This is a genomic window from Paenibacillus sp. AK121 (assembly GCF_019042715.1).
Classification (GTDB): Bacteria; Bacillota; Bacilli; order Paenibacillales; family Paenibacillaceae; genus Paenibacillus; species Paenibacillus polymyxa_C.
This window is the reverse complement of sequence record NZ_JAHPJM010000020.1, coordinates 16,633-39,444: the sequence shown is the minus strand read 5'-3', so window position 1 is coordinate 39,444 and position 22,812 is coordinate 16,633. Positions and strand designations below refer to the sequence as shown.

Annotated in this window: 21 protein-coding genes and 1 riboswitch; of the genes, 10 read left to right on the top strand and 11 right to left on the bottom strand. The window is 46.8% G+C overall.

Going from position 1 to position 22,812, the window contains the following annotated elements; translation table 11 throughout:
- Nucleotides 1-5 precede the first annotated feature (5 nt).
- From argS to KSP24_RS23745, 3 genes are all read right to left on the bottom strand, one after another.
- Nucleotides 6-1,685 carry an arginine--tRNA ligase gene (gene argS / locus KSP24_RS23755; RefSeq protein WP_013368762.1) on the bottom strand — a complete coding sequence of 560 codons (1,680 nt, stop codon included), beginning with the start codon at nt 1,683-1,685 and terminating at the stop codon, nt 6-8.
- A complete protein-coding gene (locus KSP24_RS23750; RefSeq protein WP_013368761.1) occupies nt 1,682-2,122 on the bottom strand; it encodes a YwiB family protein in 441 nt (146 codons plus the stop codon). The genes argS and KSP24_RS23750 overlap by 4 nt, the downstream gene beginning before the upstream one ends.
- A gap of 94 nt (nt 2,123-2,216) precedes the next feature.
- The gene (locus tag KSP24_RS23745) at nt 2,217-3,107 is read right to left on the bottom strand and encodes a LysR family transcriptional regulator (protein WP_040102419.1); all 891 of its coding nucleotides are present in this window, start codon (nt 3,105-3,107) and stop codon (nt 2,217-2,219) included.
- Nucleotides 3,108-3,257: 150 nt separating this feature from the next.
- Here KSP24_RS23745 and KSP24_RS23740 point away from each other — a divergent pair, with 150 nt between their 5' ends.
- Nucleotides 3,258-5,009 (top strand): ABC transporter ATP-binding protein, encoded by a 1,752-nt coding sequence (locus KSP24_RS23740; protein WP_216976951.1) that lies wholly within the window; start codon nt 3,258-3,260, stop codon nt 5,007-5,009.
- Nucleotides 5,006-6,745 carry an ABC transporter ATP-binding protein gene (locus tag KSP24_RS23735; protein WP_040102421.1) on the top strand — a complete coding sequence of 580 codons (1,740 nt, stop codon included), beginning with the start codon at nt 5,006-5,008 and terminating at the stop codon, nt 6,743-6,745. The genes KSP24_RS23740 and KSP24_RS23735 overlap by 4 nt, the downstream gene beginning before the upstream one ends.
- 162 nt (nt 6,746-6,907) lie before the next feature.
- On the opposite strand, the gene KSP24_RS23730 is transcribed toward KSP24_RS23735, so the two are convergent.
- Both KSP24_RS23730 and speE read right to left on the bottom strand, forming a co-directional pair.
- Nucleotides 6,908-8,194 (bottom strand): MFS transporter, encoded by a 1,287-nt coding sequence (locus KSP24_RS23730; RefSeq protein WP_216976949.1) that lies wholly within the window; start codon nt 8,192-8,194, stop codon nt 6,908-6,910.
- Between the two features lie 264 nt (nt 8,195-8,458).
- A complete protein-coding gene (gene speE, locus KSP24_RS23725; protein WP_017427232.1) occupies nt 8,459-9,286 on the bottom strand; it encodes a polyamine aminopropyltransferase in 828 nt (275 codons plus the stop codon).
- A 282-nt stretch (nt 9,287-9,568) separates the two neighbouring features.
- On the opposite strand from speE, the gene KSP24_RS23720 reads away from it, so the two are divergent.
- A complete protein-coding gene (locus KSP24_RS23720) occupies nt 9,569-11,626 on the top strand; it encodes a transglycosylase domain-containing protein (protein ID WP_216976947.1) in 2,058 nt (685 codons plus the stop codon).
- A gap of 148 nt (nt 11,627-11,774) precedes the next feature.
- Here KSP24_RS23720 and KSP24_RS23715 read toward each other — a convergent pair whose 3' ends face one another.
- Both KSP24_RS23715 and KSP24_RS23710 read right to left on the bottom strand, forming a co-directional pair.
- Entirely contained in the window at nt 11,775-12,239 is a 465-nt protein-coding gene (locus KSP24_RS23715; RefSeq protein WP_014599361.1) for a hypothetical protein, read from the bottom strand.
- Between the two features lie 135 nt (nt 12,240-12,374).
- On the bottom strand, nt 12,375-13,424 hold the full coding sequence (locus KSP24_RS23710) for a hypothetical protein (RefSeq protein ID WP_013368751.1): 1,050 nt from the start codon (nt 13,422-13,424) through the stop codon (nt 12,375-12,377).
- Nucleotides 13,425-13,548: 124 nt separating this feature from the next.
- Between KSP24_RS23710 and KSP24_RS23705 the strand changes: the two genes are divergently transcribed.
- Nucleotides 13,549-13,941, top strand: a complete 393-nt coding sequence (locus tag KSP24_RS23705) for a VOC family protein (RefSeq protein ID WP_016818553.1) — start codon at nt 13,549-13,551, stop codon at nt 13,939-13,941.
- 89 nt (nt 13,942-14,030) lie between these two features.
- Complete coding sequence (locus KSP24_RS23700) at nt 14,031-14,843, top strand: pentapeptide repeat-containing protein (protein ID WP_216976946.1); 813 nt, start codon at nt 14,031-14,033, stop codon at nt 14,841-14,843.
- 308 nt (nt 14,844-15,151) lie between these two features.
- Here the strand turns inward: KSP24_RS23700 and KSP24_RS23695 are convergent, their stop codons facing one another.
- Both KSP24_RS23695 and KSP24_RS25405 read right to left on the bottom strand, forming a co-directional pair.
- Nucleotides 15,152-15,505 (bottom strand): YunG family protein, encoded by a 354-nt coding sequence (locus tag KSP24_RS23695; protein WP_216976943.1) that lies wholly within the window; start codon nt 15,503-15,505, stop codon nt 15,152-15,154.
- 52 nt (nt 15,506-15,557) lie between these two features.
- Nucleotides 15,558-15,806, bottom strand: coding sequence for a histidine phosphatase family protein (locus KSP24_RS25405; RefSeq protein WP_330707109.1), 249 nt, complete (start codon nt 15,804-15,806; stop codon nt 15,558-15,560).
- A gap of 141 nt (nt 15,807-15,947) precedes the next feature.
- Between KSP24_RS25405 and KSP24_RS23685 the strand changes: the two genes are divergently transcribed.
- Complete coding sequence (locus KSP24_RS23685; protein WP_216976941.1) at nt 15,948-16,697, top strand: MBL fold metallo-hydrolase; 750 nt, start codon at nt 15,948-15,950, stop codon at nt 16,695-16,697.
- A gap of 99 nt (nt 16,698-16,796) precedes the next feature.
- Here KSP24_RS23685 and KSP24_RS23680 read toward each other — a convergent pair whose 3' ends face one another.
- Nucleotides 16,797-17,303, bottom strand: a complete 507-nt coding sequence (locus KSP24_RS23680; protein WP_040102430.1) for a PTS sugar transporter subunit IIA — start codon at nt 17,301-17,303, stop codon at nt 16,797-16,799.
- 276 nt (nt 17,304-17,579) lie between these two features.
- Entirely contained in the window at nt 17,580-18,086 is a 507-nt protein-coding gene (locus tag KSP24_RS23675; protein ID WP_216976939.1) for a YwhD family protein, read from the bottom strand.
- A gap of 124 nt (nt 18,087-18,210) precedes the next feature.
- On the opposite strand from KSP24_RS23675, the gene KSP24_RS23670 reads away from it, so the two are divergent.
- The 4 genes from KSP24_RS23670 to KSP24_RS23655 all read left to right on the top strand — a co-directional run bounded on the left by KSP24_RS23670 (nt 18,211) and on the right by KSP24_RS23655 (nt 22,791).
- Complete coding sequence (locus tag KSP24_RS23670) at nt 18,211-20,223, top strand: M1 family metallopeptidase (RefSeq protein ID WP_216976938.1); 2,013 nt, start codon at nt 18,211-18,213, stop codon at nt 20,221-20,223.
- 11 nt (nt 20,224-20,234) lie between these two features.
- Nucleotides 20,235-21,062, top strand: a complete 828-nt coding sequence (locus tag KSP24_RS23665) for a hypothetical protein (RefSeq protein WP_013368741.1) — start codon at nt 20,235-20,237, stop codon at nt 21,060-21,062.
- Between the two features lie 275 nt (nt 21,063-21,337).
- Nucleotides 21,338-21,475, top strand: a riboswitch (cyclic di-AMP (ydaO/yuaA leader).
- 5 nt (nt 21,476-21,480) lie between these two features.
- The gene (locus tag KSP24_RS23660; protein WP_013368740.1) at nt 21,481-21,981 is read left to right on the top strand and encodes a C40 family peptidase; all 501 of its coding nucleotides are present in this window, start codon (nt 21,481-21,483) and stop codon (nt 21,979-21,981) included.
- Nucleotides 21,982-22,284: 303 nt separating this feature from the next.
- On the top strand, nt 22,285-22,791 hold the full coding sequence (locus KSP24_RS23655) for a GNAT family N-acetyltransferase (protein WP_216976936.1): 507 nt from the start codon (nt 22,285-22,287) through the stop codon (nt 22,789-22,791).
- The last annotated feature ends 21 nt before the right edge of the window (nt 22,792-22,812 follow it).

The window sequence follows — 22,812 nt, the reverse complement described above, 5'->3', positions numbered from 1 at the left end:
TTTACTTACATACGTTCCGGTGCAGACACACCCACCAGCTTCAGTACATTGGCAATGGTCGTGCGGACCGCGCCAAACAAGGCCAAGCGAGCTTGCGTTTGAGCGGCATCCTCCGTGATGACACGCTCTGCCTTATAGTAGCTGTGGAACATGGATGCCAGCTCGTAGACATAGCGAATCATGCGATGCGGCGCAAAGTTTGCAGCTGCCACCGATACTTCCTCTGGCAACTCGCCAATTTTGCGTAACAGATCGTATTCATGCTCAGCCGTCAGCTTCGATAAGTCAACTTCTGCCAATGGCAGTACAGCAATACCCTGCTCTTCGGCTTGACGATATACGCTGCATGCACGTGCGTGTGCATATTGCACGTAGAATACCGGATTCTCATTGGAAGTGGAAATCGCCAAATCCATATCAAAATCCAGATGTGAATCCATACTACGCATGGTGAAGAAGTAACGGATCGCGTCTACGCCCACTTCTTCCATCAGATCCTCCATCGTTACGGCCTTGCCAGTACGCTTGGACATTTTTACTTTTTCCCCGTTTTGGAACAAGCTGACCATTTGGGCAATCAGTACTTTAAGCTTATCCGGGTCATTGCCCAGTGCTTCCATTGCCGCTTTCATCCGTGGAATATAGCCGTGGTGATCCGCTCCCCAGATGTTGATGATCGTGTCATACCCACGAGCATATTTGTCGCGGTGATAGGCGATATCCGGAGTCAGGTACGTATAAGTGCCGTCATTTTTGATCAATACACGGTCTTTATCGTCGCCATACTTGGTCGTGTTCAGCCAAGTAGCTCCGTCCTTATCATAAATTTCCTCACGGTCACGTAGCTCATTCAGCGCTTTAAGCACTTCACCGTTATCATACAGTGATGTTTCACTAAACCAGGAATCAAAAGGTACACGGAACCGCTCCAGATCACGCTTGATCTTATTCAGTTCCTTTTCCAAACCGTATTCACGGAAATAAGCGGCACGATCTCCCGGTTCCATGGACAACAGAGAATCGCCCTTCTCAGCAACCAGTTCCTTCGCAAACCCGATGATGTCCTCACCATGGTATCCGTCCTCCGGCATCTCTGCAGGCTGTCCCAGCTCCTGCAAATAACGCGCTTCAATGGAACGGCTCATATTGTAAATCTGGTTCCCCGCATCATTAATGTAATATTCACGAGTGACTTGATATCCTGCAAAATCAAGCACGTTACAGAGCGCATCCCCTACGGCTGCACCACGTGCATGACCCAAGTGAAGACTCCCCGTCGGATTGGCGCTGACAAATTCGATCTGTACCTTTTTGCCTGCACCTACCTGTACACGTCCGTAATCCGCGCCTTGCTCCTGTACTTGTCCAATCACTGCATAAAGGTAGCTCTTGTTCAGGCGAAAGTTAATAAAGCCCGGTCCGGCGATTTCCGCACTTTCAATAGAAGCGGAAGCTAAGTCCATATTTGCGATCAAATCTTCAGCGATTTGACGCGGATTCTTCTTCGCAATGCGAGTGAGCTGCATTGCTACGTTGGTAGCTAAGTCACCGTGTGACTTGTCCTTAGGCACCTCCAGCGTAATCGTCGGCAGCTCTTCACGGCTCACGATTCCGGCAGCCAGCACCGCTGCCTCGATTGCTGAGGTCACCTTTTGATTAATAAGTTCCAGTGGATTGCTTGTCATGATTGTTGCTCCTCCTGTATATGCAAACTAATGGCAAAATGCCCCGAGAAATCCTCAAATACGTACAGATCATAGGTCCAGCTCACATGTCCGGTGAATCCATCCATCCGAATATCGAGCTTCTGCGTATGCGCAGACATGTTCAGGTTTAAATAAGGCGAGCGGTAAAATCCAGGCAACCTGCGTCCCAGCGCGAACGACTGCTCCGATTGTACCTCACCGTGACGAATCAGCTTTAGCTCATCTGGTCCGATCTTGACTGTGTTCCGTGTCGTACCGCCCTCAGGACTCTCTTGCGGCTCTTCGTACCTTATATATAGATGCTTCCCGCGAACGATTGCTTCTCCAGGAAGCTCCTGTACCACATCTTCTCCGTCATGATGACTATGAAGACGGATTCGAACCTTTGCATTGTGTGGCATGTGTTCAAACTCCATTCTATCGCTATCCTACTGTACTACTATATCCAGTTCCCGATTGCAATTCAAATGAGTTTTTACAAAAAGATGCTTTCACACTTAAAAAATTCAACTACTGTAGGTCAGCAGCACTGGATGCCTGGCTAAAACTTTCAATGAACCGGGAAGCCAATGAAGACATGTATTTATCCTTCAACCAGACAGCCGCCACACGAGTGTGCAATTCTTCACAACTAATTTCCTTAACGATTAAATGATTATTGCTGCCTAAAGATAAAGCGGAGCGCGAAATCATGCCAATACCCAGCCCTTCGTTGGCCCAATGAAGCGTAGTGCGGGCATCGTCATTTTTACAAAAGATATGGGGCTCAAAACCATGCTTCATACAGGTATCGTGAATCAATTGCTCAAAACGGCGATATATAATGAGTGGTCTGTTCTTCAACTCAGCCAATGAAATGGTCTTCTGTTCGGGATTCCAATCATATTCTTCCGTCATCACTGCTACCATCGGCTCAGTGGACGCATATCTACACCCTAAACCGGCGGTATTAAAAGGGGTTCTGACGATACCGACCTCTACAATTCCTTTGTTCAAAAGATCGAGAATCCTGAAGGTATTTCCCTCATGTATTTCAAATTTTACACCCGCATAGGTTTTATGAAATTCGGAAAGCCTGTCTTTCATCAGGGTCGCTCCAGAGGAAGAAACCGTCCCAATGGTGAGCGTCCCCTTCATCCCCATGGCGAAATCGTTTATTTCCCTTGTCGTAGCATCCGTCAGCTCCAAAATCTGCTTGGCCCTGTTCCGTAAAATGATTCCGGCCTCTGTCAATTGAATGCTTCGTGAGCCTCGATGCACAAGCTTTACACCAAGCTCTTCCTCCAGCTGCATAAGCTGTTGACTTAAGGGAGGCTGTGCGATTTGCAGTTTTTTTGCTGCCGCTGTAATCTGTCCAGCATCTGCAATCGCTAAAAAATACTTGAGATGTCTCAATTCCATCATGAACCTCCGGTTCTGATATATGTAAAGCCTATATCTCTAATATATATTAAATATTATTCATATGGTTGGGGATATGCCATAATCATATTCAGATATGCAATTATAATAGGAAAGTTTATACAATATTTAGGTTAGGTGATGGTTTATTTGCTGAAATTTGCTGTTTTTTTGAAACCTTATAAAAAGGAAACGATTCTTGGGCCTCTGTTTAAACTAATTGAGGCCATTCTGGAATTGTTGCTACCTACTATGGTGGCTTTAATGATTAATCATGGCGTCGGTAAGGGAGACACCCATTATGTTTGGCAAATGGGTCTTTTGATGTTGCTCATGACTATACTGGGCTTTGGCAGTTCTCTAGTGTGTCAGTTTTACGCAGCCCGTGCTTCCCAAGGATTCGGAACCACACTGCGCAATACTATGTTTAAGCATATTTCATCGTTTTCTTATGCAGATCTTGATAAATTTGGTACGCCCTCTCTCATCAACCGAATTACGAATGATGTCAATCAGCTGCAAACGGCTGTAGCGATGTTGATTCGTCTGGTTATTCGTGCTCCTTTTATTTGTATCGGAGCGATCATCATGTCCATGATTCTGGACTTCCGCCTTGCTTTGGTGCTGTTGGCGGCTACACCCGTTCTGGCTTTGATCCTGTATGTGGTCATTACGAAGGCTTCTCCGCTGTACCGGCTATACCAGAAAAAGCTCGATAAAATCGCTCTGGTGCTAAGCGAGAATCTCACAGGTGTACGGGTTATACGGGCATTTGCCAAAAGAGGAGCTGAACGAGTAAAGTTCAATACCGCCTCAGATGACTTGACCCAAACCGCTATTCGTGTCGGCCGGATTTCTGCTCTACTTAGCCCAGCCACCTTACTGGTGGTCAACGGAGCTATTATCGCCATTCTGTGGATCGGCGGTATCCATATCCAATATGGATCTCTTACACAAGGAGAGATTATTGCATTTATTAATTACATTACGCAGATTTTACTGGCCCTGATTGTGGTGACGAATCTCATTATTCTGTTCACCAAGGCGGCCACTTCAGCAGCGAGAATTCAGGAGGTTCTGGACACCGAAGCTTCGATTTCCGACACTGCCAATCCTGTATCATTAGACCAGGAAAGAACGAGTAAGACCGACTCTGTACCGGCCATCTCCTTTGATCATGTCTCCTTTGGCTACAATAAGACAGGACAACTGGCACTTAGCGATGTAGTTGTAGACATATACCCCGGTGAAACGGTTGGAATCATAGGAGGAACAGGCTCGGGAAAATCTACCTTCGTGAATCTGATTCCCCGCTTCTATGATGCAGTAGAAGGTTGTGTACAGGTCGATGGCATCGACGTACGGCATTATAAGCTGGAGCAATTGCGGCAGAAAATCGGGATTGTTCCACAGAAAGCACTGCTGTTCACTGGGACGATAGCGGATAATATCCGTTGGGGACATGAACATGCCACCGATGAGGAGGTCGCCCAGGCTGCAGCCATCGCGCAAGCGGATGAATTTATTTCCAACTTGCCGGAAAAATTCAATGCCCCGATCACCCGAGGAGGACTTAATCTATCAGGCGGCCAGAAGCAGCGACTTACCATTGCCAGAGCTATTGTAGGCAATCCGGAAATTCTGATTTTGGATGATTCCTCAAGCGCACTTGATTTTGCAACGGACGCCGCCCTCCGGAAATCGCTACGGGAAAATAGCACTCGCATGACTGTCCTGCTGGTCTCGCAACGAGTGAGCAGTGTACAGCATGCCGATAAAATCATTGTATTTGATGAAGGCCGGATTGTCGGAATCGGCACACATGATCAGTTGATGAGCAACTCGGAGGTATATCAGGAAATTAATCGCTCTCAGCTCTCAACGCAGGAGGTGGACCAATGAGTGGCAAGGAAACCTGGAGAAGATTGTTAACCTATGTCGGTCAATATAAAACAACAACATTTTGGGTCATCATCAGTGCTATTCTTAGCGTGCTTGCCAGTCTGGTCGGACCCTATATGATTGGCCGGGCTATCGACCATATGGTAAATCAGGGAGCGGTAGACTTTAGAGGTATTGCACAGATTCTATATGGACTAGGCGTTGTATATATTGTAGGCAGTCTATTTAGCTGGTTGCTCACATATTTGACGAACCGCATTGCTTTTCAGACTGTAAATGATATGCGGCGCGAGTTATTCGATCATTTTAATATCCTTCCGTTAAGCTTTCATGACAATCATCCGCAAGGAGATAGCATTAGCCGTTTTGTGAACGATATGGATGCCGTGTCCGATGGATTGTTGCAGGGCTTCTCCACCTTGATCACCGGGTTGATTACCATTATTGGTTCGATTGTACTTATGCTGTATATCAGCCCAGTGATGACGTTGGTGGTATTGGTGTCTGCCCCAATCACATATGTCGTTGCACGGTTTATTACTACAAAATCGCAACGCATGTTCCGTGAACAGGCCAAAATCTTAGGAAGCCTGAACGGTTATGTGGAGGAAATGATCGGCGGACAGCGGGTAGTTACTGCCTTTCACTATGAAAAACGCTCGCTTGAGGAATTTTCCGCCCGAAACGAACAATTGTATCAAGCCGGGGTGAAATCGCAGTTTTATGGATCTTTGTCCAACCCTTCCACTCGATTGGTCAACAACATGACTTTCTCCGTCACCGCTATGATTGGCTGTATTTCGATCATTTTGGGCGGGATTTCGGTAGGCGGTTTATCGAGTTTTCTCATTTACACCAATTTGTTCGCCAAGCCCTTTAATGAAATTACAGGTGTGCTGACTCAGTTTCAGGCTGCTACAGCTTCTGCTCAGCGTATATTTGCTATTTTGGATTCACCTCCGGAGCAACCGGAAAAGTCGAGCGCCGTGCAGCCGGAGCGCAGTAAAGGTACAATTCTGTTTGATCATGTGAAATTTTCCTATAATCCGGAACGAACACTCATTACGAACTTTAGTTTGGAGGTCAAGCCAGGCACTCGCGTAGCTATTGTCGGACAGACCGGAGCAGGCAAAACAACACTCGTTAACCTGCTCATGCGCTTTTACGATGTGGACAGCGGTTCGATCTCCATCGACGGAGTGAACATCAACGATATGAGCCGGGACAGCCTACGTACTAACTTTGGTATGGTGCTTCAAGATACATGGCTGTTCAGCGGAACGATCCGGGACAATATCGCTTACGGAAAGCCAGAGGCTACGGACGAGGAAGTCATTGCGGCTGCGACGGCTGCCAATGCGCATAGCTTTATCAAGCGCCTGCCTCATGGTTACGATACGGTCATCAGCGGATCGGGCGATAGCCTATCGCAAGGGCAAAGGCAGCTGCTCACTATCGCAAGGGTGATCCTCGTCGATCCACCTATGCTCATTCTGGATGAAGCAACCAGCAGTATAGACACCCTTACAGAAGCCCGGATCCAAAAGGCTTTTATGAAAATGATCGACGGACGCACCAGCTTTGTCATCGCCCACAGGCTATCAACCATCCGCGAAGCAGATCTGATTTTATACATGAAAAACGGCGATGTCGTCGAAAGCGGTACTCATGAAGGACTGCTCGCAAGCGGTGGCCATTATGCCTCGCTCTATAACAGCCAGTTCACTACGGCCTAACATTGCAGTTAGGAAAAATTGTTACCTTCATTCGCAAACATGTTCTCCTTAAAAGTCGGTTGCTTTTATGCAACCGACTTTTTGGTTGTGGCACAGGGAGAAGCTATTGCTTATGTAATCGAGCGAAATAAAACATAATCGGCTTATCGGAGATAGTCCAGTTCAAATCCCTGCTCCCGTAGCGGTCGGATGATCAACAGGTTCATTTTCCTGAAAGTCACGTCGATACCACCAGCCGATCAGAACAGCAATGGTAGTCATTGCCGCAGCCAGCAAATACACCTGCACCATACCAAATCGGTCAGCATACCAGCCCATAAATAATAAAGCCAGACCAAAAGCGAGATTGGTAAGCACATCAATTCCTGCCATTACTTTGGGCAGCTGGGCTGGCGGTGCACTGGTTTGCAGCAAGGTGCGGCGAATAATGCCCGCCATTTGAACAGGTAAGCCTGACACAGCAAAAAGAACAAGCGCAGCCACGGGAATGGTATTCAGCGCAAATACAATGGTAATCAGTACATACACCAGCAACGCCCCAAGCATGTACAAAAAGCTGTTCTTTTGCAATCGCTTGACCAAGCCAACGACAATTAATCCACCCAAAATCGTGCCGGAGAAAAAGGACGCATTCATGAAGCCCCACCAGCTCGCATCCCGATGCAGCACTTGACTGACGTACGCCAAAATAAATACGCCTAGCCAGGAGACTCCCCCAATACTGTCCACGCTGTCGACAATCATTAGAGAACGAATACGACGGTTATGCCATATGATTTTCCATCCTTCCCCAAGCTCTTTCCAATGGGAGCCTTTTTCCTTTGCGGGTTTTACTGCATCTGTTGAGGACTCTGGAGATTCGGGGTTTGATTCCCTTTGATCCAGCGGATCACGAATGAAGGACGTGACAGTTACAGCCACGAGATAACAACAGGAGGCAATTGCAAGCGTATTCAGGGAGCCCAGCCAAGCGACAATCATTCCGCTCAACGCCCAGCCTGCACACTTGACCACCTGATCACTGACCGCTACCATGCCGTTAGCCCGCATAAGTCCTTCACCAGTGGCCAAACGGGGTACAAGCGCATTACGCGCAGGATTGGTCCATCCATCCAAAAAAGACATACCAAATACCATCACAAAAATAAACAGAAACGACCTCTGCTCAGATACGATCCACAAATAAAGCAGCAGCAACGTAAAAATGATAAACTGCCCAAACTGGGAAAATAGCAGAACCTGCGTCAGCCGAAATCGACCGAGCACGATCGGTGCAACAAGCCCACTAATCACTTGAGCTGACAAACGAAACAACGGGATTAAAATAGTCGTCATTAAGGAATTACTTGAACTAAATACCAACACCACCACACTCAACATGTAGATGATATCTGCTGCGTTGGAAATCGTCTGAGACCCCCACAGGTAATAAAAAGAGCGTCTGATCAAAAAAGTTCCCCCCTCTTTGGTATATCGCCAATTTATGTATTTTCATAACCAAACCTCCCCTGTCGATTACAAATCTGTTAAATGTCCGGTTTTTTGTATGTTCTACATACACCCTTAAATTTCCTTCTTTTATCTTAAAAGGAAATTCAGTGTCCACTATATTTTCATGCCTACTACAATCTGATTTAACACAAAAAAAGCGTCTATAGCGCTCTTTTCGCTCTATACTGGCGATAAAGATCACTAAGACGCTTCTTAAAATGTTTACTTTGTTAAATCTTCCACAAATTTAGGTAATACAAATGCCGCTTTGTGCAGACGCGGACTGTAATATCGGGTGTCCATTTCTGGAATTTGGTTCTCGTCCACTTCGAGCGGATCATACTTCTTGCTGCCCAATGTGAATGTCCAAAGACCGCTTGGATAGGTTGGAATGTTTGCACCGTACACACGCACAATCGGGAAAATCTCTTTTACATCTTTGTTGACCTTCTGAATCAGGTCAGCCTTGAACCAAGGATTATCCGTCTGCGCCACGAAAATGCCGTCTTCCTTCAGCGCCTCAAAAATACCTTGGTAAAACCCGCGTTCGAACAGCGGTGCTGCCGGACCAACCGGCTCCGTCGAATCGACCATAATCACATCGTATTCATTTTTGTGTTCGATAATATGCATATAGCCGTCATTCACCAGTACTTCCACATTGGGCTCGTCCAACTTCCCGGCAATTTCAGGTAAATATTTTTTAGAATATTCAATGACTTTACCGTCAATCTCCACCAATACAGCCTTTTCCACTTCAGGATGCTTGATGACCTCACGGATAACGCCGCCATCCCCGCCGCCCACAACCAAAACCTTTTTCGGATTCGGATGTGTATTCAAAGCCGGATGTGCTACCATTTCGTGATATACAAATTCATCCTTAACCGTTGTCATCACCATGCCGTCCAGAACAAGCATATTGCCGAATTCCTCCGTCTCGATCATTGCCAGATCCTGAAAATCTGTTTTCTCAGAGACGTAGGTTTGTTTGATTTTTGCTGTAATGCCGAAAGAGGGAGTCTGCTTCTCCGTAAACCACAAATCCATCATTCCAACCTTCTTTCTGATCAAAGTATGTGTCCGGCAATCCGGTAGCATAAACATGGACTTTCCTTATAACTGCAACACGCAAACGCCGAGTTTGCTATATTTATTGTACCAAACACACTTGAATTTCACACTTTTTGCATTATAAGCGATACCCGAATGGACTGTAAAAGCATTTTTAGGGCTTAATCTTGTTTAAAATAGATACGTATATGCATCTGATGAATAGACACTTTCGGATTGACTATACTGAGAACATCAACTATGGAAGGAGGTGGCATGATGACCGATACTACCGGGCGATCCTCCAAGCGTAAACCGCTTTGGCTTCGATGCTTTCAAGGCCTGATGTCTCTCACGATTCTGACGGTCATCGCCGCCTGCATTCTGCTCGCCTATTTGTACACAACCAGCCTTCCGCTCGCCGATACAGACCGGAATTCACGTCTGCTCGATAGTCAGGGGCAAGTCATTGCTACCTTCTCTGCCGGAGGAAAGGAATCTATTCCTGTCCAGCTTGATCACATTTCGCCCGATTTAATAGCAGCTACACTGGCTGTGGAAGACCGGAAGTTTTACGATCATTTTGGCTTTGATTTCAAAGGTCTGGGCCGGGCAGTGATCGTTAATTTGACCCGCTGGGATATGTCACAGGGGGCCAGCACGCTGACTCAGCAGCTTGCGCGCAATCTGTACTTATCTCACGAGAAAACGTGGACGCGCAAGGCCAAGGAAGCCATCTATACTGCACAGCTGGAAATGAAGTATTCCAAGGATGAGCTGCTGCAAATGTATTTAAATGAAATTTACTATGGTCATGGCGCCTATGGCATTGAGGCGGCCTCGCAAATGTATTTCGGTAAATCCGCAAAGGATCTGGATTTGGCCGAAAGCGCCCTATTGGCAGGTATTCCGAAAGGTCCGACCTACTATTCGCCATATAATCATATGAAAAACGCAAAGGATCGGCAGAAAATTGTACTGGACTCCATGGCACTCATCGGTAAAATTACACCGGCTGAAGCCAGCAAGGCCTATGAGGAAATACTGGCCCTGCGGCCCGAGAGCCAGCGTCGGACAGTGGAAGCTGCTCCCTGGTTTCGCGATTATGTTCGCCAGCTAGCGACTCATCAATTTGGGATTAGCGAAGCGGTGCTTGAGCATGGCGGGCTGAGCATTTATACGACGCTGGACATGCACATGCAGCAGGCAGCCGAGGCGGCTGTCAATGAGGGCATGAAGAACAGCAACGGACTGGAAACTGCACTAATCTCCATGGACCCGCGCAATGGACATGTCAAGGCCATGGTCGGCGGAACGAACTATGTCGGGAATCAATACAACCATGCACTGGCCACAACCCGGCAGCCAGGCTCGTCTTTCAAGCCGATTATGTATCTCAGCGCGCTGGATTCCGGCCAATTGACGAGTACGTCCAAATTCGAAAGCCGACCGACGTTGTTCCACTACGACAACAACCGCAAAACTTATAAGCCCAAAAATTTTGGAGATAAATATTTGGGCGAAATAGATCTGCGGCGCGCCATTGCGGCGTCTGATAATATTTATGCCGTCAGCACCATTCTGCAGGTAGGAGCGGATAAGGTCATGGACCTCGCCAGCAAAATGGGCATTACGAGCGAGCTCAAGCCCGTGCCTTCGCTGGCGTTGGGCGTGTCGCCCGTCAGCCCGTTCGAGATGGCCTCGGCCTTCTCGGTCATCAGCAGTGGCGGGCAAAAGGTAGCTCCGGTGGCGGTGCTGCGCATCACCGATGCGGCTGGGCGATCGCTGTACGAAGCGCCGCAAGCCGCACCCGTTCAGGTGGTGAAGCCCGCCTCTGCCTATGTCCTCACACGCCTCATGGAAGGCGTGTTCGAAGAAGGCGGCACCGGCAACCGAGTCGCGAAGTTGATCAAGCGCCCGGTTGCCGGCAAAAGCGGCACGACCAACACGGACGCGTGGATGGTCGGCTTCACCCCCGAGCTATCCACCGCTGTTTGGGTCGGATATGACAAGGGCAAGGCCATCAGCACGCAGGATGCCCGGCGGGCGGCACCAATTTTCGCACAATATACGGAAAAAGCGCTGGAGAATGTGCCGCCCAAAATATTCCGGATCCCTGACGGCGTAGTCAGCGCCTATATTGATCCGGCTAGCGGCAAGCTTGCTGCGCCGGACAGTCCCGACAAGCGGCTGGAGGTATTCGTTAGCGGAACCGAGCCGAAAGAGACCCTATCGGGGCAGAATAACCCACAGGCATCGACACCTACTGACCAAGCGGAACGACAGGCCGAAAAAAAATCCTGGTGGGGCAATTTTAAGCGATGGTGGATGGAGTAATAGCAAAAAAAGACTGGAAAACGCCATAATGCGCTCTCCCAGTCTTTTTAATCTTTATTTCAATTATCCTATTCGCCCATTTTAGCTCTCTTGCCAGTGCCATCAGCCATTACACAGTTAAGCCCCGTTCTTTCCTAAAGCTGCGCTATTACCAAAAACAGCTAAATGACTCAATACGGTTGGTGTCTACACCATAGTAAAACCAAAAGCGGCCACTCCACCGAAAACCTGCTACGGATGTTCTGCCTACAAAGACAGGGTACATCCAGAAGCGCTCTCCGTTCGTCAGCCATACAAACGTGTTGCGGTACAAACAACCGAAAATGGCTCCAGGGTCAACCGCATAGGCCGAAACTAGCGGTTTCGGTGGCGTAAATTGCGGTGGTGGGGAAGTTGGTGCTTGAGCTTGCTGCCCACCTTGCGGACCGAACGGCCCTTGCGGTGGCGGGGAGAACGGCTGTGGCGAAAAGGGGCCTGGGCCTGGTGGCGGACCTACCGGAGACGGGAACGAATCCTGTATATCAGGAAATTGTGGAATTGAAGGACCCGACGGTGTGAATGGACCCGGAGTACCCGGTTGCGTTCCGAAAGGAACTTGTGGCAGTAAAGACATGTGTTTCACTCCTTGTGTTCTAGGCTGATGTATCCTATGCGGGACATCAGCCCGTGGACTGGGCGAATCCCCATATCGCCGCCAAACTCCGTCATTTCGTCCTTTTATACCAAAATTTCTTATATCTCGCCCCGATTAACTCCCCGTCTGGACATGCTCCAGCTCAATTTCATGCACCATTTTAATCTCGACTCGTTTCCTGAGCTCATCATACTGTTTCAGCAGCCGGTGCTTATACCCTAAATTGTCGTTCATCCAGCCTATAATAGAGTCATCCTTATGCTCCGTGGACCAGCTAAACAAATCGCTATAGATTTGAGCAAATGATTCCTCGTTACGGCGAGCGAACCGGATCGGTTGAACTCTATAGCTGAGCTTCAGTTCCAACATTTCATACAACACTTCCAAACGGTACTCCAAGTCCTGTACACCTGCTTTGGATGCATCGTAGCTTTTTATATCCTGAATAAGCTCTCTAAAGGTCAACCCTACATGCTGCATAGCAATATAAGACCACACACAACTTCCCGTAGCTGTTCCATGAGCCTCCCAAAGCGGATTCCACAAAATAGACCGAATTGTATCCTTCTGCTCTTCTCCAAACAAAGCAATTCCAGCAATAATTCCTGCATTACAGTCTACGGAAGCATGTCGCTCTCCCCAATGCACCAATCGTGGAATCATATCTTCAGTAGTACATTTAAAGCTTAGTAGGGGTAAGAATTCATCAAACAGATGCTGATCCACTGCTTGTTCCAATTCAGTCGCCAGTCGTTCACGGAACGATTCGCATGGAAGATGTACGAGCCCCAAACAAGCATCCACAGATGCTGCCCCATATGGCCCGTTCACCCATGCGACGAGATCAGCCGCAGCTTCCACATAACCCAAATAACCTAACACATGCAGCACACCATCAGGTATATGTTCCGAGGATGTCTGATTTCGAACATAACGCTCGTACATATCCTGCGCCAAAGCAACATCTCCGCATCTCATGATCGGCTGAAGAAGCAGCCCCCTAATATAATGATGAGGATCTTCTACAAAAAGCCTATATAACTCCCAGGCATCCTTCACGGTTCCATATTGGGCAACTACATCCGTATAGGCAGAAATGATGCTGGCATCCACTTTATTGCCTGAGCCCAACATATCAATAATCCTTGCTGTCGCGTCTATCATCCGGTTTTCCCCTTTCTCAGTTATGCCTATCTTTCTTTATGAAGTACTTCTCTAATCGTGAATATTTCTATTATAAAAGAGAAAAAATGTTATCATCTATAATCCACTCAAGGGAGCTGATCTGATGCAGGATTCTAGTCCAAAAATCACAACGTTTTTCATGTTCCCCGGTCAAGCAGAGGAAGCCATGCAATATTATACCTCTGTATTTAAGCCGTCTGGTATCATGAGCATTTTTCATCAGGAAGATGGGACCGTGTTACATGCCGTATTCAACCTCAAAGGGCAAACCTTTATGGCCATAGACTATAACCATCAGGACAAACACTCTTTTACTCCAGCCCTATCGCTATTCGTCACTTGTGATTCGGAAGAAGAAATCCATCGTGTGTTTGGTCAGCTATCTCAGGAAGGCCGAGTTTTAATGCCCCTTGAAGCCTCGCCCGTAAGCCAACAGTTTGGCTGGGTCGAAGATAAATACGGTGTTTCATGGCAATTGAATTTGGCAAAAGGGTAATCGACCTATTTTACTTAGCAATACACCATCCTGCATCTTTTTTTGGTATTATTACATGTAGTAGGTGCTAATAAAAGGATGTGTATTTATTGTATACTGCCGATTGTGAAAAATGTTTTGGTTTATGCTGTGTCGCCTTGCCTTATGCCAAATCTGCTGATTTTGCCTTTAACAAGGATGGAGGAACTCCCTGTCAACACCTAAATGCGGATTATCGCTGCGACATTCATAAGAACCTAAGAAATAACGGCTTGCGAGGCTGTACAGTATATGATTGCTTTGGGGCAGGTCAAAGAATTTCCCAAGTTACATACAACGGAAAAAGCTGGCGAGACGACCCGGCAATAGCTGATGAAATGTTCAATCTATTTCCCATCATGCAGCAGCTTTATGAAATGCTCTATTACCTAAATGAAGCCCTTAGCTTACAAGAAACTCACTCCATCTATACCGAGTTACAAGAAGCAATGGCGAAAACAGAGCAGCTTACGGATCAAGATCCAAAATCCCTCATAGATCTTCATGTACCCACCCATAGGGCGCTAGTCAATGATTTACTTGTACAAACAAGTGAGTTAGTGCGAGAAAAATGTAAGAAAAACATGGAGAACCATAAACTGAGTAAAAAAATCAAAAGTAGAGACCTTATCGGGGCTAATTTAAGAGGCGTTAATCTGAGAGGTGCCAACCTGAGAGGCGTTCTACTGATTGCTGCTGACCTACGTGAGGCTGATTTGAGCATGACTGACCTTATCGGTGCAGATTTTAGAGATGCTGACTTAAGTGGGGCTAATCTGGAAGGAAGTATCTTTCTTACACAAGCGCAGTTAAATTCGGCTAAAGGCAATAGCAAAACCAAACTGCCCCCTTCTCTAAGCTTTCCCAGCCATTGGCTAAATTAGATTTTATCCTAAAGCAACATTGCTTACCTATATGAAAAAGAAGTAGACCGCCCTCGACAAGGTACCGATCTACTTCTGAATTTACTGTTTACTCCGTCATTCTACTCATCCGTCGCATGCTGCTCTGTAGTGCTTTCCTGATAAAAACAGACTTGTTCCTTGCATCCATAACGAATAGTAGCTCGAAATCCGCGGGCTTAAACCACACACAATCGCAAGAAGGATCACCGCAACTGCTAAATATTTATTAATTGCACTCCCTCCTTACTCCCTAAAAACTATTTGGCTATGGAGACATTTAACTACACTCATACCTTTTCGTTAAGGGATTCTCCTAGTCTCCGGCTTAAGGCTGCATACTGCTCTGCATTGGTGTCTGAGAATGCTTCTTCCCGGCTGGATTGTACATGCTGATACTGTGGAAGGCTTAAAAATTGCGACTTTGTAAAATCTATAATGTCCTCACCGATTCGGTTGTAATAATGCCAGCCGCTATCCAGCCAGGTCTTCAAAATATCACCACCAAGCCTGTCCTGAACGACAAGCGCTGTGACTCCACATTGTCCGGCTGCAGGATTATTAGCTGTCCATTTAGAGCTAGATTCCAAAGACCAAGCCTGAAACAATGCCTTTTCTAATTTTAAATAACGGTTTGCATTCAATATGCGTCTCCCCTTTCGAAACCATTCTGCACTTATAGTGAACGCGCCTTACTTATTTCCACCCATATTCCACACTCTGTGAATGACGTAGATTAGTATATACCTGCAAATGTCTACGCTCAGCCAAGGGCTGAATAGTTCGTACGGCTCGTTTCCATGGACTGGACACAATATATTCCACACCTATATTCTCCATAAAATCAGCCAACTGCTCAGCTTGTCGGGCACCTTCATCGGTGAGTTGGGCATCTGGTTCCTGTCCGGTTGCTTGGGCATGTCTAACAAAATAAATTTTCTTCACGTCATCGCTCCTAACCGTCACACAAATGTAGTATTCTATATATTTACAAATAATTATTTTTATGCTATAATGTAGGTTTACATACTTGGATTTCATGATAAGATTCCTTTGTATTACATCAACTCTTATGGGAGGGATTCGATGCAATTAGACAAAGGAATACACATGCTCCAGGTTTCTGCTAATATCATGGGAAGTATAGAGAGCATTCACCCCACCTTAATGTGGGACGAAGACAATATGATTTTAGTTGATACAGCTTACCCCGGGCAACTCTCGCTTTTAAATGAAGCTATTCTAGGTACCGGATTAGCAATCCATAATCTTACCTCTATATTAATAACACACCAGGATCTTGACCATATTGGCAGTTTAGCAGATATAATCCAGGCTTCTTCCTCCCTAGTTCAAGTATTAGCCAGTTCTATCGAAAAGCCTTATATACAGGGAGAAAAACAGCTTATAAAGCTAACCCCAGAAGCAATAGATCAAGCTGTATGCTCCATGCCTGAATCCGTTCCGGTAGAGTGGAGACATGCATTCCGGCGTACACTTGAAAATCCCCCAAAGGCTATTGTAAACTCCACCATCGTTGCTGGAGAGGAATTGCCCTTCTGTGGGGGGATCTTAATTATAGATACTGCTGGTCATACACCAGGACACCTAAGTTTCTATCATAAATCCAGTCAAACCCTAATTGCAGGAGATGCTCTACGTGTAGTAAGCGGCAAATTACTGGCTCCAGACCCGCAATACTGCTGTGATTTCAATATCGCCAAAGAATCTCTTAAAAACCTGCTGCCATATGATATTAAAAGAGTGATTTGTTTTCATGGAGGGCTATACGAAGGCAATTGTAATCAGCGGATATCTGAAATATGTGAATCCTAGCTTTTGTCCACATGTTCATACCAGTCCCTTGACCAGTCAGTGAATCATCTAAAGAAAAGACTAACCAGGAATTCCTGGTTAGTCTTTTCTGAATGAAAGCTAGGCTTTTAAATGAACCCTTAATACAGGTACATCTGAAGTAGCAGATGAGCTTTCTAATATCTCCACATGACTGATCATATCTTGCCCGTCTGGAACGATTACTGGAGTAATTACAGGTAATCCACCCTGTTGAATCGCATCCAGATCAAACTCCATCAATAATTGTCCAGCTTTAATGCTATCTCCTACTTTGACATGAGGGTTAAACCCCTGCCCTTTGAGAGAGACGGTATTAATCCCGACATGTATCAAAACTTGTACGCCAGATTCATGTTCAATAATCAGAGCGTGTTTGCTTTTCTCCATGACATGGGCAACTTTTCCGGCAAAAGGAGCGGTGACCCTACCCTCAGATGGATGAATAGCGATGCCATCCCCCATAGCTTTTGTAGAGAACGCAGGATCTGGAACCTCTTCTAGAGAAACCACTTTTCCTTTAATTGGCGCTACCATGTCGAATTCTTCAATACGGGGAGCCGCCTTCTTTTTCAACCATTTAAACATAACGATGCCACCTTATTTAGAGATTACATTCATAAACAGCGATAGGAAAAAAACTATATCCTTTCAGGAACCGGTTCCACGAATTAATTAAATAAAAACCGGAGTGAAACCGATTTCTATTTGAATTATAGTGAATGCCTTTCTATGATGTCAAGGCGATGATGTTCATAACTTACATGAAAAAGAGTAGACCGACCCCAACCAAGGTATCGGTCTACTTCTGAACCTTACTGCCGACTGCTCTTTAAGCAGTTGTGTACACTGTTAACGCTAGGCTTACCCTTCGAGCGCCTGCTTCAATTCCTCTGGCGAAGCGTCCCACCATTCCTGATTATGCGTAATCAGCAGGCTTTTGAGCGCTGCTTTATCTTCGCTGCCGAGATCATCCAGCATGAAACGGCGCTTGAGTGCATAATCCATACGGTTAACATGATCGGCAAGAATTTTCCAGCCGCGTTTGGCTTCGTCGTCAATCAGCATCTCGCAGGCCGTCGCGCCACCGTACATACGTCCTTCAGGCGTACGGTCCACAGCTACCCATACCAGCCATACCTGGCGTCCGTTCGGTACGTCTTCTTTATTCGTAGAGAACTTGATTCCACGTTCTACTTTACTTTTGGCATGCATGGCACCGATATCAATTTTTGCCTCTCCTCGGTCAATGATGACCGGGGACATGCTGTTCAGGTCGATTGAGCCTGCGCCGAAGCCCTTATGTTTACTCTTGCCACTGACAATATTCAGTGCAATCTGCTTTTTGCCGTCCGGCTGATTTTCACTCATGCGTCACTAGGCCTCCAATTTCCGTCTTCACACTCATTCTACACTATAAATATTTTAACTAATAATCTCGCGAAAGCAAACATATACATGCTGTAGATGCTTGTCAACGGGAGGTATCCATTGTATGACCCCAGCACGCGCCAAAATCGTTTTATTGTCTACACTAGCCCTCGGACTCCTCGCAGGGACGTTATGGTTTGCCTGGCAACCCCAATCGCAATCCGCCCCTCAGTCTGCAGGCAAACCACTATACGGCTCCGAGTCTGAGTCTGCGCTTGCGCCAGATATGGGCAAGCCTCTAGGGGCCAACATCATGCCCGACCTGCCCAAGAACCCTCCACAGCCCGCTTCGGAAATTCTCAGCAAACGGGTGGTGGAGTATCACATTGATGTATCTCTGGAAAAAGGACGGGTTTTGCGAGGCACTGAGACACTGACCTGGAGACATCCGGGCAAGAAAACTGTGAATGATCTGTATCTTCATCTATACCCGAATGCCTTCTCTTCTATGGAAACCACCTTTATGAAAGAATCCGGGGGAAAGCTGCGCGGAGACACCATGCCCAAGGACGGCTTTGGCTCCATGACGCTGACCGAACTAAAAACAGAAGATGGTTTATCTCTCATGCACCGTACTCAATATGTACAACCAGATGACGGTAACGCAAGTGACCGTTCGCTCATGAAGGTACGTCTGCCCAAGCCAGTACGAGGTGGCGAAGAAATCACACTATATATGAAGTTTGAAGTCAAACTGCCTGGCATTTTTGCTCGTATGGGTGCGACAGATGATTTTGTAATGGCTGGACAGTGGTTTCCAAAGCTCAGCGTCTATGAGACTGCAGGACAACGTGGACGCGCCGACGAGGGCTGGAACCTCCATCAGTATCATGGCAACTCCGAGTTCTATGCCGATTTTGGAATTTACAGCATACGAATTCGGGTGCCTGAAACACACATCGTATCAGCGACCGGATTCCCCACCCGTGGTGCAGTACGACAGAACGGCCAGAAAATATATCAATTTTATGCCGATGATGTACACGATTTTGCCTGGTCCGCTTCACCCAACTTTGTAGCCGTAGAAGAACCCTTTTCTTCTACTGAAGTTCCTGGTGTCAAAATCAAGCTCTATCTGGACCCGTCCCATAAGGAACTCAAAGGACGTTATATGAGCGCAGCCAAGGCCGCCCTTTCGTACTACAGCAAATGGTACGGGCCTTATCCATATTCCACTCTATCTATCGTTGTTCCACCCAAAACAGGCAGTGGAGCCGGCGGCATGGAATATCCGACACTCATCACGGCCGCAGCTGCGGACCAACTGAATCCCGGCTATAATCTGGAACGGACGCTGGTTCATGAGATTGGGCATCAATATTTCTACGGAATGGTAGCCAATAATGAATTTGAGGAGCCCTGGCTGGATGAAGGCTTCACCTCCTATGCAGAAGAACGGCTCATGGAGCAAGAATATGGGCTTATCCCCAACTTGCCATTACAATCCGGACAGGTAGCTTCTCCACAGCCCCTAAACCGCGAATCCTGGAAGTACGGATCGTCGGCTGAGTATGCACAAAATGCCTACTCACGAGGCAAGCTGGTACTACGAGGTATTGAACGTCAGGTGGGTACGAAAAAAATGGACCGGATTATGCGAACCTATGTCCAGACCTACCGATTCAAGCATCCGACCTCACAGGATTTTCAGCGTGTCGTGGAGAGGGTGACTGGACGCTCATGGAGCCACTATTTTGAACAATATGTATATGACGGCCAGATGGCGGACTTTTCTGTCGATCGCATCACGAACCGCAAGTTGGAGAATGGATATGAAGCAGTCGTGACGCTCAGCAAAAAAGGAGCAGATTATCCCAAGATCCCTGTTCAATTTACCTTCAAGGATGGCACCACAATATTTAAGGCATGGGACGGTACGGGCAAAAGTACATCTTTCCGACTCAAAAGCACCTCTCCCGTGTCCTATGTGACCGTTGATCCTCTATACACTATTGCACTGGAGAACAAGCATATTAATAATAGCCTGAAGGCTGAATTGGACGAAAAGCAACAAACTCGTTGGAGTGTGAGTGTAACCAAGCTGTTGGAGACACTGCTTGGAAGTCTGTCATGGTGAGGTGTCTATAGATGCGGACTGTTTTAAAAGAAGGCTGGGCGCTAGTGCGCATACGCTTTTATATCGTTATCATTTTATTTCTGTATCGTCTGCTGTGGGGAGTATTTCTCTATCGGCTGGTACAGTCGGCCGTTGTCCCGCTGCTGCTGCGTTATCCTGATCAGAGCCAAAACGAGCTGGGAAAGACCTTGTTTTGGATGGAGGGGCAGATCGCCTTGATGGACAGCCGGGAAGTACATGTGTATTTATGGATACTATTAGGGGCGACCGTATTGCGCGTCCTAATCACTCCCTTCATTAGAGCTGGCATATATCAAAGCCTGTATACCGATGCGTCTGAACCGCAAAGCCTGTCCTTCTTCAAGGGGATGAAACGTCACGGTATGTCATCTCTGTTGTATTACATCATCGAGTTGGGTTTGCTGCTGCTTCCCGCCTTCTGGGTGGTACCGAGACTCTATCCTATTGTAGCAGGGACGCTGCAATCTTCCTCTTACCTGTTGCATTTGTTGCCCTATGCCATTGGGTGGGTGGCTTACGGTTGGTTCATTCGGCAGTGCATCCTGTATATGCAACTGGGCACGGTCAGTGGTCACGCCATACTATCGTCCCTGCTCGCCTTCTTTCGCCAGCTTCTTCCGGCTGTAAGCGTATCTCTCTTGCTTGGTGCTTGTGTGCTGCTGGTCTTCGGTCTATTTGGCACCGTAGCGATGATTTGGACTGGTATGTTGGCGCTAATTCTCCAGCAATCGTATCATTTTGTTACCAGTCTGGTCAGGCTGTGGCATATCAGTTCGCAGTATCGTCTATGGCACATCGATATCTCCAGCAGAGGCTAATCCCTCTCTTTATGCTTTCTCCTGCATTTTTAGCTGTCGAAAAAACTTTTTTCTTTCCCGTGCAAACGGCACATAACTGAATACTGTTAACAGAATCTGTTCCTAGGGCGTTAGGAACAGATTTTTTTGTAACTTTTTGCGATGAAACATTTGCCAAAGCCTGCTGTCTTTGTTACAATAATCGCAGTGAACTGATAGTAACAACTTTGTAATCTTTATTGTAACCTTTATCTTAAAAACATCGTTGTCGTGAATACTGCTCTCCAAGGTGCACATCTTAAGTTAAGCCTAATTCCTGGCACCTAGGAAGCGGGGGAACCAGTTTGGGTGAATTGATCTCGCAACAGAGTGGTCATAGGGGAACCTTCTACCGAATCCTTAAGCTAACCTCGCAGGCATTGGAAGGGGTATATTTTTTTTGAAGAAGAAGCTAACGATTGCAGCCATGGGTCTCGCCATTGCCTTTACATCTTTTACATTCGGTGGCAGCAGTGCATTTGCAGACTCTAAGATGGACCAGGTCATCCAAGATGCCAAAGGAACGAACTATAGAAGCGGAGGTACTACACTCGAGGGATTCGATTGCTCCGGCTTCACAATGTATGTATTCAACAAACTGGGAATTAAACTGCCGCATCAATCTGGATCACAATTCAAAATGGGAGCTTCTGTATCCCGCGATGAAATGAGACCAGGCGACCTGGTGTTCTTCAACACCACAGGAAGAGGCGTTTCCCATGTAGGTATCTTCGTAGGTGAAGGGAAATTCGCCCACTCCTCGACTTCACGTGGTGTAGTAGTTAGCTCACTGAACGAAAATTATTACGCTAACCGTTATGTCGGTGCAAAAAGAATTATGAGCACAGACGCTTACCATTCTGTAGCTTCAGATATTCCTGATGACGACAACGTAGAATAACTACCGCACAGCAAGCTAACCCTAGCCGCAATTTGATTCTGGCCGGAATCGAATTGCGGTTTTTTATGTCCACTACATCAGTAATTATTATCATTACTGACGAACCGACACCTCAAAAGGTTTCAGTTTTAGCGAACATCGTCGGTTTTACCGCCACCGCTGGGGGAGCATATGAGCAGTAAATCCTTCTTATTGAATGTATACCCGACTTAGGTACGAAATAAACACGCTTGCCATTCTCCTACAACTTGTCTACAATCTGTGGTTAATGATTGAAGTACCTGCATAAGGAGGAATGGAAAAGTGCCGGCCTCAATATCCAACTACCGGATTGTACCGATGGACGAGCATCAAGCGGCTGAAATCTGTGAGTGGCGCTATGATCCCCCCTACAACATATACGGCTGGCTTCCCTGGGAACAAATGAAGGCACTTGAAGTCGAATTTGGAAGTCCCACGCTTCGCCAAGAGCAATATGTTGCCGTACTGAACGAAGAGAATGAGCTGACGGGATTTGCTCAATATTTTCCTATGGTCGATGTGACCCGGCTGGGTCTTGGAATGCATCCCGAAAGATGCGGACATGGCACAGGCTCCGATTTTGTCCGGGCCATTGCCGAGGAAGCCAGACGACGTCATCCACAGAATGAAATTGACCTAGAGGTTCTCACCTGGAATCAGCGGGCTATACGAGCCTACAAGACAGCTGGATTTGAGCTGACGGATACCTATGAACGTCAGACTCCAGATGGCAGAAAACCGTTCTATTGTATGGTATATCGTCCTGAACAACAGAACCGGGTTCTATAAATAAGAGCGCCTTCGCTATAC